This is a genomic window from Curvibacter fontanus (genome assembly GCF_054780335.1).
Window position 1 is genome coordinate 24,827 of sequence record NZ_BAAGWN010000038.1, and the last position, 10,192, is coordinate 35,018.

19 protein-coding genes are annotated in these 10,192 nt (G+C 62.2%); 3 read left to right on the forward strand and 16 right to left on the reverse strand.

Going from position 1 to position 10,192, the window contains the following annotated elements; translation table 11 throughout:
• Nucleotides 1-21: 21 nt before the first annotated feature.
• On the reverse strand, nucleotides 22-726 hold the full coding sequence (locus tag ACYVH8_RS13615; RefSeq protein WP_460489354.1) for a DUF4197 domain-containing protein: 705 nt from the start codon (nucleotides 724-726) through the stop codon (nucleotides 22-24).
• Between the two features lie 49 nt (nucleotides 727-775).
• Between ACYVH8_RS13615 and ACYVH8_RS13620 the strand changes: the two genes are divergently transcribed.
• A complete protein-coding gene (locus ACYVH8_RS13620) occupies nucleotides 776-1,240 on the forward strand; it encodes a TlpA disulfide reductase family protein (protein WP_460489366.1) in 465 nt (154 codons plus the stop codon).
• Nucleotides 1,241-1,322: 82 nt separating this feature from the next.
• Here the strand turns inward: ACYVH8_RS13620 and ACYVH8_RS13625 are convergent, their stop codons facing one another.
• A complete protein-coding gene (locus ACYVH8_RS13625; protein ID WP_460489367.1) occupies nucleotides 1,323-1,775 on the reverse strand; it encodes a c-type cytochrome in 453 nt (150 codons plus the stop codon).
• A 138-nt stretch (nucleotides 1,776-1,913) separates the two neighbouring features.
• On the opposite strand from ACYVH8_RS13625, the gene ACYVH8_RS13630 reads away from it, so the two are divergent.
• Nucleotides 1,914-2,576, forward strand: coding sequence for a cytochrome b/b6 domain-containing protein (locus ACYVH8_RS13630; RefSeq protein WP_460489355.1), 663 nt, complete (start codon nucleotides 1,914-1,916; stop codon nucleotides 2,574-2,576).
• Between the two features lie 6 nt (nucleotides 2,577-2,582).
• Here ACYVH8_RS13630 and ACYVH8_RS13635 read toward each other — a convergent pair whose 3' ends face one another.
• Complete coding sequence (locus ACYVH8_RS13635) at nucleotides 2,583-3,446, reverse strand: M48 family metallopeptidase (RefSeq protein ID WP_460489356.1); 864 nt, start codon at nucleotides 3,444-3,446, stop codon at nucleotides 2,583-2,585.
• Nucleotides 3,447-3,465: 19 nt separating this feature from the next.
• Between ACYVH8_RS13635 and ACYVH8_RS13640 the strand changes: the two genes are divergently transcribed.
• The gene (locus ACYVH8_RS13640) at nucleotides 3,466-3,969 is read left to right on the forward strand and encodes a GNAT family N-acetyltransferase (protein ID WP_460489357.1); all 504 of its coding nucleotides are present in this window, start codon (nucleotides 3,466-3,468) and stop codon (nucleotides 3,967-3,969) included.
• Between the two features lie 79 nt (nucleotides 3,970-4,048).
• On the opposite strand, the gene ACYVH8_RS13645 is transcribed toward ACYVH8_RS13640, so the two are convergent.
• From ACYVH8_RS13645 to ACYVH8_RS13705, 13 genes are all read right to left on the reverse strand, one after another.
• Nucleotides 4,049-4,555 carry a redoxin family protein gene (locus ACYVH8_RS13645; RefSeq protein ID WP_460489358.1) on the reverse strand — a complete coding sequence of 169 codons (507 nt, stop codon included), beginning with the start codon at nucleotides 4,553-4,555 and terminating at the stop codon, nucleotides 4,049-4,051.
• Between the two features lie 94 nt (nucleotides 4,556-4,649).
• Nucleotides 4,650-4,919 carry a 30S ribosomal protein S17 gene (rpsQ, locus tag ACYVH8_RS13650; protein ID WP_460489359.1) on the reverse strand — a complete coding sequence of 90 codons (270 nt, stop codon included), beginning with the start codon at nucleotides 4,917-4,919 and terminating at the stop codon, nucleotides 4,650-4,652.
• Nucleotides 4,920-4,929: 10 nt separating this feature from the next.
• Complete coding sequence (gene rpmC, locus ACYVH8_RS13655; protein WP_460489360.1) at nucleotides 4,930-5,124, reverse strand: 50S ribosomal protein L29; 195 nt, start codon at nucleotides 5,122-5,124, stop codon at nucleotides 4,930-4,932.
• Nucleotides 5,125-5,140: 16 nt separating this feature from the next.
• Nucleotides 5,141-5,557, reverse strand: coding sequence for a 50S ribosomal protein L16 (gene rplP, locus ACYVH8_RS13660; protein ID WP_057674137.1), 417 nt, complete (start codon nucleotides 5,555-5,557; stop codon nucleotides 5,141-5,143).
• A 2-nt stretch (nucleotides 5,558-5,559) separates the two neighbouring features.
• Nucleotides 5,560-6,453: a 30S ribosomal protein S3 gene (rpsC, locus tag ACYVH8_RS13665; protein ID WP_460489361.1), complete on the reverse strand. Its 894-nt coding sequence runs from the start codon at nucleotides 6,451-6,453 to the stop codon at nucleotides 5,560-5,562.
• A gap of 15 nt (nucleotides 6,454-6,468) precedes the next feature.
• Complete coding sequence (gene rplV / locus ACYVH8_RS13670) at nucleotides 6,469-6,798, reverse strand: 50S ribosomal protein L22 (protein WP_057674139.1); 330 nt, start codon at nucleotides 6,796-6,798, stop codon at nucleotides 6,469-6,471.
• Nucleotides 6,799-6,809: 11 nt separating this feature from the next.
• Nucleotides 6,810-7,088 carry a 30S ribosomal protein S19 gene (gene rpsS, locus ACYVH8_RS13675; RefSeq protein WP_460489362.1) on the reverse strand — a complete coding sequence of 93 codons (279 nt, stop codon included), beginning with the start codon at nucleotides 7,086-7,088 and terminating at the stop codon, nucleotides 6,810-6,812.
• A gap of 12 nt (nucleotides 7,089-7,100) precedes the next feature.
• On the reverse strand, nucleotides 7,101-7,925 hold the full coding sequence (rplB, locus tag ACYVH8_RS13680; protein WP_460489363.1) for a 50S ribosomal protein L2: 825 nt from the start codon (nucleotides 7,923-7,925) through the stop codon (nucleotides 7,101-7,103).
• A 2-nt stretch (nucleotides 7,926-7,927) separates the two neighbouring features.
• Complete coding sequence (gene rplW, locus ACYVH8_RS13685; protein ID WP_174253576.1) at nucleotides 7,928-8,242, reverse strand: 50S ribosomal protein L23; 315 nt, start codon at nucleotides 8,240-8,242, stop codon at nucleotides 7,928-7,930.
• Nucleotides 8,239-8,859, reverse strand: coding sequence for a 50S ribosomal protein L4 (rplD, locus tag ACYVH8_RS13690; RefSeq protein ID WP_460489364.1), 621 nt, complete (start codon nucleotides 8,857-8,859; stop codon nucleotides 8,239-8,241). The genes rplW and rplD overlap by 4 nt, the downstream gene beginning before the upstream one ends.
• Nucleotides 8,859-9,533: a 50S ribosomal protein L3 gene (gene rplC / locus ACYVH8_RS13695; protein WP_460489365.1), complete on the reverse strand. Its 675-nt coding sequence runs from the start codon at nucleotides 9,531-9,533 to the stop codon at nucleotides 8,859-8,861. Before rplC ends, rplD begins: the two co-directional genes overlap by 1 nt.
• A gap of 194 nt (nucleotides 9,534-9,727) precedes the next feature.
• Nucleotides 9,728-10,042: a 30S ribosomal protein S10 gene (gene rpsJ / locus ACYVH8_RS13700; protein WP_028250951.1), complete on the reverse strand. Its 315-nt coding sequence runs from the start codon at nucleotides 10,040-10,042 to the stop codon at nucleotides 9,728-9,730.
• A gap of 23 nt (nucleotides 10,043-10,065) precedes the next feature.
• Nucleotides 10,066-10,192: EF-Tu C-terminal domain-related protein (locus ACYVH8_RS13705; RefSeq protein WP_460488266.1), on the reverse strand; the 127-nt coding region annotated here is incomplete at its 5' end.

The following is a 10,192-nucleotide window of genomic DNA, read 5'->3' on the forward strand; positions in this document are numbered from 1 at the left end:
GGACAGAAGGTCTTTGGCGCACTACTTGAGTGCGCCAAAGACCTTGCCCAGCAAGGCACTGCCCGTGGCGACCGGATCGCGCCGGATCTTGCGTTCTTCCTCGCCGATCACGAGGTAAAGGCCGTCCAGGGCTTTGCCGGTGACGTATTGTTCAATGCTCGCGTCCTCGCGGCGCAACAGGCCGAAATCGGCCGCCTTGCCAGCGATGTGGTTGTACTGGCCGGCCAGGCCGACTTTCTCCGTGCTGCGCGTGACCACGGGCAGGAATTTCTGCCCCAGCGGCAGGCGCGTCCTCTCCGCAAAGAAGGTGCTTACCGAGGTGTCACCACCTCCGAGGATCTTCTTGCCGTCCGCCACCGTCATGCCGCGCACCGCACCCAGCATGAGCTCCTGCGCCATGGGCACGGCGGCCTCGGCCGCGCGGTTCATGGTCGTCACCAGCTCGTCCAGACGCTCCCCCTGGCCGAAGGTGCGCAGCATCTGCTCGGCGTCCAGCAACTGCCGTGGTAAGGGAATCCGGACTTTCTCGTTGCCCAGAAAGCCGTTGAGTTGGCCGAGCTGGCCTACGGCGCTGCGCGCACCCCGTTCCAATGCGGCCTTGAGGGCACGCACCGCCTCGCCCTGGCTCAGCTCCTCCAGTGTCAGGGCCCGGGCCTGGCCCAGGGGCAGCCAGGGAACTCCCAGCAGCACAGGCCATCCAACCGAATTAAACTTCCGTCTGTCCATGCGATATTCCCCGTCGATGAAACGCGCCCTCTATCTTGCCGCAGCTGCCATGGTGCTGCTGGCCGGCTGGTTGCTCTTGCGCTCACCCGGTTTCGGACCGGCCCCGGCCTCCACGTTTGTGCTGCTCGACGGCAGCCAGCAAAGCACCGCGGATTTCCGCGGCCGAGTCGTGCTGGTGAACTTCTGGGCCACCAGCTGCACCACCTGCGTGGCCGAGATGCCCAAGATCATGGCCACCTACGACAAATACCAGGCCCGCGGCTTCGACACGGTGGCCGTGGCTATGAGCTACGACCCGCCCAGCTACGTCGTCAACTTCAGCCAGACCCGCAAGCTGCCCTTCAAGGTGGCCATCGACAACACCGGAGCCGTGGCTTCGGCCTGGGGGAAGGTGAGCCTGACCCCGACCACCTACCTGGTCGACAAGCGGGGCGAGATCGTCAAGCGCTACATCGGTGAGCCGGATTTTGCCGAGCTTCACCGCCTGATCGAAGAGTTGCTGGCCCAGACCTGATCCATCTGTCGTCCGGCCCCAAAAGCCCAGGGGCAGCCTGGGCTGCCCCTGATCGTCGAAGCGAGGGTCTATCCCCTGTGTCTCATTTGCCGCGGAAATCGTCGTGGCAGGCCTTGCAGCTGCCCGAGGTGGACTGGAAAGCCGTCTTGATGCTGTCCAGGTTGCCGGTCTTGGCAGCGGCGGCCAGTTTGCTCATCTCGCTTTGCATCTTCTCTGCAGCCGCCTTGAACTTGGCCTGCTCCTTCCAGATCTCCGGCAAGGCCTTGGTATCCCCCTTGTCCGTGCCCTCGCCGAAGGCCGCCCAGGGCAGGCGCGACATGTCTTCGGCGATCGCAGCATTCTCAGCCGCCACCTTGGCGTCAAAAGGCGCACGACCGCTGGCCATGGCCCCGATCCGCGCGTAGTGCTGCTGCATCACGAACAAGGCACTCTTGCGGTATTTGATCGCGTCTTCCGGCTTGGCAAACTGGGCGGAAGCCGTGCCGCTGAGGCCGATGATCGCCGCTGCGGCGACAAGGATACCGATGGTTTTCATGTTCTTCCTTTGCTGGTAAACGGGGAGGTTCCCTGACTTGGGAGCCGCTGGTTGCGCCAAAGTTCGCATGGTTTCCCCCATCTCAGGGAAAATACCAAGCAACGACTTCTTCTCAAGCATCCTATGCTAGGACCCGTCATGCCGCATCTCGTCAGAATCTGGGATCTCCCCACACGCCTCTTCCACTGGCTGCTGGCGCTCTGCGTCATCGCCCTCGTGACCACAGCCCAGCTCGGTTACATGGAATGGCATTTCCGCCTGGGTTATGCCGCGTTGACGCTGCTGGTCTTTCGCCTGCTCTGGGGACTGTTCGGCGGGCGCTGGTCACGCTTCGCAGCCTTTGTCTACTCACCTGTCACACTGTGGCACTACCTGCGCGGCCAGGGCGATCCTGCGTATGCGGTCGGGCACAGCCCTACCGGGGCACTCTCGGTCTTTGCCTTGCTGTTTTTCCTGCTGGCCCAGGTGGGCACCGGACTTTTCAGCGACGACGAGATTGCCGCCAGCGGGCCACTGACACGGTTGGCCTCCAGCGACTTCGTGAGCCTGGCCTCCTGGTACCACCGCGAGGTTGGCAAACGGGTGCTGATCGTACTGGTGATCCTGCACACCCTGGCCATTCTCTATTACCTCTGGCGCAAGCGGCAGAACCTGGTACGTCCCATGCTCACCGGTGACAAGGAGCTGGCACAGGCCATCCCGGCCTCGCGCGATGACGCCGGCAGCCGCCTGCTGGCCGCCGTATTGCTGCTGCTCAGCGCCGGCGCCGTCGCCCTGCTGCTGTGGCTCACGGCCCCGTGAAGCGCCTCAGCGTTTCTGGTGGCTCTGTTCGTACAGGGGCATCACGACCGCACTGATGTGCGCCAGGTCCTGCTGGCGTGATTCGGGCGAGGGGTGCGTGCTCATGAATTCAGGGGGGCGGCCACCCCCCAACTGGTTCATCTTCTGCCACAGGCTGATGGCCGCACGCGGGTCGTACCCGGCCCGTGCCGCCAATTCGACGCCGATCTGGTCGGCCTCACTCTCGGCCTCTCGGCTGCGCGGCAGGGTAAAGCTCACTTGTGTCAGCGTATCGCCCAGATCCGCCAGGGCCTGGTTGCCGGTCACGATAGCCACCACAAGCCCCGGCAATCGCGTTGCCTGCTGCCGTGAGACCTGCTCGCGCACGTGCTCACGCAGGGCATGCGCAATTTCATGACCCATGACGGCGGCCAGTTCGTCATCCGTGATCTTCAGTTTCTCGATCAGGCCGCTGTAAATGCCGATCTTGCCGCCGGCCATGCAGAAGGCATTGACCTCCTCGCTTTTGAAGACATTGGTCTCCCAGCGCCAGCCCGGCGCATCGGCGCGGAAGTGCACGGTCTGCGCTACCAGCCGTTTGGCGATGCCCTGCACCCGCGCCAGCATGGCGGCGTCCTGGTTGAGCTGTTTCTTGCTCTCGGCTTCCTGCAGCATCTTGCGATAAGACTGTGCTGATGCGGCATCCACCTCGGCCGCACTCACGCCCATGTACTGGTTGCGCGTCACGCCGACCTGGCCCGCCCCCGTGGTCTGCACCGTCTGGCAAGCTGCCAGCAGTCCGCCAGCCAGCCCCAAGGCAAGTACCTGCCGCAGGAAGCGCACGCCCGCAGATGAAGTTTGCTTTTGCCTCACGCTAAACTTGTTTTCCATAAGCTCAGTCATCCTTGCCTTGAACCCGCCCACCATCGCGATCCTGACGCCCCAGCAGCCTGCTGAATTCGACGCCGTGCGCGAGATTTTCCGCGAGTACGCCGCCAGCCTCAACGTCGATCTGTGTTTCCAGGGTTTTGAGGAGGAACTCGCGACCCTGCCCGGCGACTATGCCACGCCACGGGGGGCCCTGCTGCTGGCCCTGGTGAACGGCCAGCTGGCTGGCTGCTGTGCCCTGCGTCCCCTGGACAGCGCCGATTATCCCAACGCTTGCGAGATGAAGCGCCTGTATGTGCGCCCTGCATTTCGAGGGCTGGGTCTGGGCCGGCAGCTGGCCGAAACCATCCTGGACGCAGCCCATCTGTACGCCTACGACCATGTCCTGCTCGACACCCTGGACGAGATGGAAGCCGCCCGTGGGCTCTACGGAGATCTGGGCTTTGAGGAAGTTCCGCCTTATTATCACAATCCAATAGCTGGCGCTCACTATCTGAGAGCCGCACTGAGCGAAACGCTGCGCTGAAGCCAGAAACAAAAAGGCCACCGCATGACTGCGGTGGCCTTTGGCCAGGCCTGAATCGTCCGAAGCAAGGAGGCGCGAATCAGCCCTTGGCTTGGCCCAGCAGGGTCCCGGCATCGCTGACCTCGAACTTGCCCGGCGCCTCGATGTTCAGGCTGGCCACCTTGCCATTCTTCACAAGCATCGAGTAACGGTTGCTGCGCAGACCCATGCCGCGTGCCGCCAGGTCCAGGGTCAGGCCGGTGGCCTTGGCAAACTCGGCACTGCCGTCGCCCAGCATGCGCACCTTGCCGTTGCTCTTCTGGTCACGCGCCCAGGCGCCCATGACGAAGGCGTCGTTCACGCTGACACACCAGATCTCGTCGACGCCAGCAGCCTTGAACTCGTTGAATTTCTCGACATAACCCGGCACGTGCTTGGCCGAGCAGGTCGGGGTGAAAGCGCCCGGCAGACCAAAGATGGCGATGGTCTTGCCGGCCACGGTCTTGCTCACATCGACCGGGTTGGGACCGATGCTGCAGCCATCGCCCTCGACTTCGGAATATTCCATCAGCGTGGCGCCCGGCAGGGTATCACCGACTTTGATCATGGTGTGCTCCTCGATAGATTGACTAGGGGTAAAAAAAACGGCTCACGCATTGTGAGCCGTTTCGGGGTGTCCTGCAGCGCATGCTGCAATGAGCTTAGACCGCTGCAGCCTTTTCGACCAGACGGGTGGCAACCCAGTTCTTGGTCTTGGAAATCGGCTTGCTTTCGGTGATTTCGATCACGTCGCCGAGCTTGTATTCACCCTTTTCGTCATGGGCGTGGTACTTGCTCGACTTGGCCACGATCTTGCCGTAGAGCTCGTGCATCACACGACGCTCGACCAGCACGGTCACGGTCTTGGCTCGCTTGTCGCTGACCACCTTGCCAACCAAGGTGCGCTTGAGGGATTTTTTAGCTTCCGTCATTCAGTGCTCCTTATTTGGCGGCTTGCTTTTGAGCAAGGAGGGTCTTGGCACGGGCGATATCGCGACGGGTGTTGCCCAGCGTGGCCGTGTTGTTCAGTTGTTGCGTGGCTTTTTGCATGCGCAGACCAAAGTGGGCTTTTTGCAGCTCTTTGACCTCGGCTTGCAGGCCGGCAACGTCTTTCTGGCGCAGTTCAGCAGCTTTCATTTCTTCATTCTCCTGATTACTGGCCGATCATGCGGCTGACGAAGGTGGTGCGCAGCGGCAGCTTGGCGGCAGCCAGCTTGAACGCTTCGCGGGCCAGCTCTTCGGGCACGCCGACGATCTCGAACACGATCTTGCCGGGCTGGATTTCAGCCACGTAGTACTCCGGGTTGCCCTTGCCGTTACCCATACGCACTTCAGCAGGCTTCTGGGAAATCGGCTTGTCGGGGAACACGCGGATCCAGATGCGGCCGCCACGCTTGACGTGACGGGAGATGGCACGACGTGCCGCCTCGATCTGGCGGGCCGTCAGACGGCCGCGGTCGGTACATTTCAGGCCGAAGTCGCCAAAGGCCACGGAGCTGCCACGGGTGGCAATACCGGTGTTACGGCCTTTTTGCTCCTTGCGGTATTTTCTACGTGCAGGTTGCAGCATGTTTATTCTCCTTTGGCGCCGTCAGCTGCTGCAGCTGGCGCGGCGACTTTGCGGACGCGCTTAACGGCGGTTTTCGGGGCATCGGCACCAGGGGTGGCCTCTGCGGGTTTGTCGCTGCCGTCGGCAGGCGCGGCGGCGCTGCCAGCCGGACGGCGTGCACCGCGGGGAGCCGCGGGACGGTCACCGGCCGGACGGCTGTCGCGACGCGGACCACGCGGGCGGCGCTCTTCTTCGGTACGCGGCTCAACGGCTGTGGGCAGATCGTTGCGACCCAGGGTGTCGCCCTTGTAGACCCAGACCTTGACGCCGATGACGCCGTAGGTGGTCTTGGCTTCCGAGGTGCCGTAGTCGATGTCGGCGCGCAGGGTGTGCAGCGGCACACGGCCTTCGCGATACCACTCGGTACGGGCGATCTCGATGCCGTTCAGACGGCCCGCCGACATGATCTTGATGCCCAGGGCACCCAGACGCATGGCGTTTTGCATGGCGCGCTTCATGGCGCGGCGGAACATGATCCGCTTCTCGAGCTGCTGGGTGATGCTGTCGGCGATCAGCTTGGCATCGATTTCGGGCTTGCGCACTTCCTCGATGTTGACGGCCACCGGCACGCCCAGCTGCCTGCCCAGGTCGCGCTTGAGGTTCTCGATGTCCTCGCCCTTCTTGCCGATCACGACGCCCGGACGCGCCGAGAAGATCGTGATGCGGGCGTTCTTGGCGGGGCGCTCGATCAGCACGCGCGAAACGGACGCGTTCTTCAGCTTGGCCTTCAGGTACTCGCGCACCTTGATGTCTTCGGCCAGCATGCCGGCGAAGTCACGGTTGCTGGCGTACCAGCGCGAGGCCCAGTTACGGCTGACGGCGAGGCGGAAGCCGGTCGGGTTGATTTTTTGTCCCATATCCTTCTGACCTCTTTAGTTGCCGACCGTCACGTACACATGGCACGTGGGCTTGCTGATACGGTTGCCACGACCCTTGGCACGGGCAGTGAAACGCTTGAGCGTGGTGCCTTGTTCGACGTAGATGGTCTTGACCTTCAGTTCGTCGATATCGGCGCCGTCGTTGTGCTCGGCGTTGGCAATGGCGGACTCCAGAACCTTCTTGATGATCACGGCAGCTTTTTTCTGCGTGAACTGCAGGATGTTCAGGGCCTGGTCGACCTTCTTGCCACGGATCAGATCCGCGACCAGACGGCCCTTGTCCACCGAGAGGCGGACACCACGAAGGGTTGCACGTGTTTCCATGTTCAATTCCCTTATTTCTTCTGGACTTTTTTGTCCGCGGGGTGGCCCTTGAAGGTGCGGGTCAGCGCGAACTCACCCAGCTTATGGCCCACCATTTGGTCAGTGATGTAGACCGGCACGTGCTGCTTGCCGTTGTGCACGGCGATGGTCAGGCCGATGAAATCGGGCAGAACCATGGAGCGACGCGACCAGGTCTTGATCGGCTTCTTGTCCTTGGTGGCGACGGCCTTGTCGACCTTGGCCACCAGGTGATGGTCCACAAAGGGACCTTTTTTCAGAGAGCGTGTCATTGTGCGTTCCCCTTACTTCTTGCGACGCGACACGATCATGACCTGCGTGCGCTTGTTGTTGCGGGTACGGTAACCCTTGGTCAGATTGCCCCACGGATCGACAGGGTGGCGACCTTCGCCGGTCTTGCCTTCGCCGCCGCCGTGCGGATGGTCGACCGGGTTCATCACCACACCGCGAACGGTCGGACGAATACCCATCCAGCGCTTGACACCGGCCTTGCCGAGCTGGCGCAGACTGTGTTCTTCGTTGGCGACCTGGCCGATGGTGGCGCGGCATTCGATATGGATCTTGCGCACCTCGCCCGAGCGCATGCGCACCTGGGCGTAAGTGCCTTCACGGGCCAGCAGCGTGGCGGAAGCACCGGCGGAACGAACCACCTGGGCACCCTTGCCAGCCTGCAGCTCGATGCAATGAATGATCGAGCCCACCGGGATGTTGCGGATCGGCAAGGCATTGCCCACGCGGATCGGCGCTTCAGCGCCGTTCACGATGGTGGCGCCCACTTCCAGGCCACGCGGCGCAATGATGTAGCGACGCTCGCCGTCGGCATAACACACCAGAGCGATGTGGGCCGAACGGTTCGGGTCGTACTCGATGCGCTCGACCTTGGCGGGGATACCGTCCTTGTTGCGCTTGAAGTCGACCACGCGGTAGTGGTGCTTGTGGCCACCACCCTTGTGACGGGTGGTGATGTGGCCGTTGTTGTTACGACCGGCCTGCTGGAACTGGGGCTCGAGCAGGGGAGCGTAGGCCTCACCCTTGTAAAGGTGGTCACGCGAGATCTTCACCACGCCACGACGGCCCGGCGAAGTCGGTTTCATTTTGATGACAGCCATGATTACGCAGCCTCCCCGGACAGGTTCAGCTCTTGACCCGGCTTGAGCGTCACGTAGGCCTTGCGAACGTTGTCGCGACGACCGACGGACTTGCCATAGCGCTTGGTCTTGCCCTTGGTATTCACCACAGACACGCCCTTGACCTCAACCTTGAACATCAGTTCCACGGCGGCCTTGATTTCAGGCTTGGTCGCGTCCTGCAGCACCTTGAACGTCACTGCATTGCTCTTCTCGGCAACCATGGTGGCCTTCTCGGACACGATGGGAGCGACGAGCACCTGCATCAGACGACCTTCTTCAAACTTGGCGGTGCTCATGCGAACATCTCCTTGAGTTGGTCCATGGCCGCCTTGGTGACCAGCACCTTGCGGTAGTGCACCAGCGACAGCGGATCGGCGTAACGCGGCTCGACCACCAGCACGTTGGTCAGGTTGCGCGAGGCCAGGTACAGGTTCTCGTCAACCTGGTCGGCGATCACCAGCACGGAGTCCAGCTTCATGGCCTTGAACTTGTCAGCCAGCTGCTTGGTCTTGGGCGAGTCCACCTTGAGAGACTCGACCACGGCCAGGCGGCCTTCGCGGGCCAGCTGCGAGAAGATCGAAGCCATACCGGCGCGGTACATCTTCTTGTTGATCTTCTGGGTGAAGTTCTCGTCGGGCATGTTCGGGAAGATGCGACCGCCCCCACGCCACAGCGGGGAGGAGGTCATACCAGCACGCGCGCGGCCGGTACCCTTTTGCTTGAACGGCTTCTTGGTCGAGTGCTTGACCTGTTCGCGGTCCTTCTGGGCACGGGTGCCCTGACGGGCGTTGGCCTGGAAGGCCACCACGATCTGGTGCACCAGCGCTTCGTTGTATTCACGACCGAACACGGTGTCCGGGGCTTCCATCTTGGAAGCGGCCTGGCCCTGGTCGTTCAGGAGTTCGAGCTGCATCAGTTCGCTCCTTTCTTGGCTTGCACCTTGACGGCGTGACGGACGGTCACAAAACCACCAGCGGAGCCGGGGATCGCGCCCTTGATCAGCAGCAGCTGACGGGCTTCGTCAATGCGGATGACGTCCAGGTTCTGGATCGTCTTGGTCTGGTCGCCCATGTGGCCCGTCATGCGCTTGCCCGGGAACACGCGGCCCGGATCCTGCGCCATGGAGATGGAGCCCGGAACATTGTGCGAACGGCTGTTACCGTGCGACGCACGCTGCGACTTGAAGTTGTGACGCTTGATCGTGCCGGCAAAGCCCTTGCCGATCGAAGTGCCCTGCACGTCGACCTTCTGGCCCACGGCAAACACGTCGGTCACGGGCACAGCGGCGCCGGCCTGGTACTTGGCGGCGGCGTCGGCCTCGACACGGAATTCCTGGATGATTTCACCGGCCTCAACACCTGCCTTGGCAAGGTGGCCGGCTACCGGCTTGGTCACGCGCGAAGCTTTGCGCGAGCCGAAGGTCACCTGAAGGGCGACATAGCCGTCGTTGTCCTGGGTTTTGATCTGGGTCACTCGGTTGTTGGACACATCCACCACCGTGACAGGCACTGCATCGCCGTCATCAGTGAACAGACGCATCATGCCCACCTTGCGCCCCAGCAACCCCAATCGATTGCTCAGACTCATTTTTTCTCCTTTGCCTTCACCGCCACGACTTCAATTGGTCGCGGACGTTGGAATGTGAAAGAGGGTTAATAAAACTCAGCTGAATCTGGCACGCCAAATTCAGCTGAGCCTGACAGTATAGCCGAATTCGCCTTGACAGGCAAATTCGGCCCTGCGGTCGGTTCGGGACAGACGGCCGCGCGCCGCGGTTTTTCTTACTGCAGCTTGATTTCGACGTCCACGCCGGCCGGCAGGTCGAGCTTCATCAGGGCATCGACCGTCTTGTCGGTCGGGTCCACGATGTCCATCAGACGCTGGTGGGTGCGGATTTCGAACTGGTCACGGCTGGTCTTATTGACGTGCGGCGAGCGCAGGATGTCGAAACGCTTCATGCGGGTCGGCAGGGGCACGGGGCCCTTGACGATGGCGCCGGTGCGCTTGGCCGTGTCCACGATCTCGGCAGCCGACTGGTCGATCAGCTTGTAGTCAAACGCCTTGAGGCGAATGCGGATTTTCTGTTTGGTAGCCATGGTAATTCCTGTTTGTTTGCGAATTACGCGAGGATCTTGGCGACCACACCGGCGCCCACGGTCTTGCCGCCTTCGCGGATGGCGAAGCGCAGGCCTTCTTCCATGGCGATGGGGGCGATCAGCTTGACGGTGATCGACACGTTGTCACCC

Excerpts from the sequence above, each read along its gene's own strand:
- ACYVH8_RS13615 (WP_460489354.1), bottom strand. The coding sequence starts at position 726 with ATGGACAGACGGAAGTTTAATTCGGTTGGATGGCCTGTGCTGCTGGGA.
- ACYVH8_RS13620 (WP_460489366.1), top strand. The coding sequence starts at position 776 with ATGGTGCTGCTGGCCGGCTGGTTGCTCTTGCGCTCACCCGGTTTCGGA.
- ACYVH8_RS13625 (WP_460489367.1), bottom strand. The coding sequence starts at position 1,775 with ATGAAAACCATCGGTATCCTTGTCGCCGCAGCGGCGATCATCGGCCTC.
- ACYVH8_RS13630 (WP_460489355.1), top strand. The coding sequence starts at position 1,914 with ATGCCGCATCTCGTCAGAATCTGGGATCTCCCCACACGCCTCTTCCAC.
- ACYVH8_RS13635 (WP_460489356.1), bottom strand. The coding sequence starts at position 3,446 with ATGGAAAACAAGTTTAGCGTGAGGCAAAAGCAAACTTCATCTGCGGGC.
- ACYVH8_RS13645 (WP_460489358.1), bottom strand. The coding sequence starts at position 4,555 with ATGATCAAAGTCGGTGATACCCTGCCGGGCGCCACGCTGATGGAATAT.
- rpsQ (WP_460489359.1), bottom strand. The coding sequence starts at position 4,919 with ATGACGGAAGCTAAAAAATCCCTCAAGCGCACCTTGGTTGGCAAGGTG.
- rpmC (WP_460489360.1), bottom strand. The coding sequence starts at position 5,124 with ATGAAAGCTGCTGAACTGCGCCAGAAAGACGTTGCCGGCCTGCAAGCC.
- rplP (WP_057674137.1), bottom strand. The coding sequence starts at position 5,557 with ATGCTGCAACCTGCACGTAGAAAATACCGCAAGGAGCAAAAAGGCCGT.
- rpsC (WP_460489361.1), bottom strand. The coding sequence starts at position 6,453 with ATGGGACAAAAAATCAACCCGACCGGCTTCCGCCTCGCCGTCAGCCGT.
- rplV (WP_057674139.1), bottom strand. The coding sequence starts at position 6,798 with ATGGAAACACGTGCAACCCTTCGTGGTGTCCGCCTCTCGGTGGACAAG.
- rpsS (WP_460489362.1), bottom strand. The coding sequence starts at position 7,088 with ATGACACGCTCTCTGAAAAAAGGTCCCTTTGTGGACCATCACCTGGTG.
- rplB (WP_460489363.1), bottom strand. The coding sequence starts at position 7,925 with ATGGCTGTCATCAAAATGAAACCGACTTCGCCGGGCCGTCGTGGCGTG.
- rplW (WP_174253576.1), bottom strand. The coding sequence starts at position 8,242 with ATGAGCACCGCCAAGTTTGAAGAAGGTCGTCTGATGCAGGTGCTCGTC.
- rplD (WP_460489364.1), bottom strand. The coding sequence starts at position 8,859 with ATGCAGCTCGAACTCCTGAACGACCAGGGCCAGGCCGCTTCCAAGATG.
- rplC (WP_460489365.1), bottom strand. The coding sequence starts at position 9,533 with ATGAGTCTGAGCAATCGATTGGGGTTGCTGGGGCGCAAGGTGGGCATG.
- rpsJ (WP_028250951.1), bottom strand. The coding sequence starts at position 10,042 with ATGGCTACCAAACAGAAAATCCGCATTCGCCTCAAGGCGTTTGACTAC.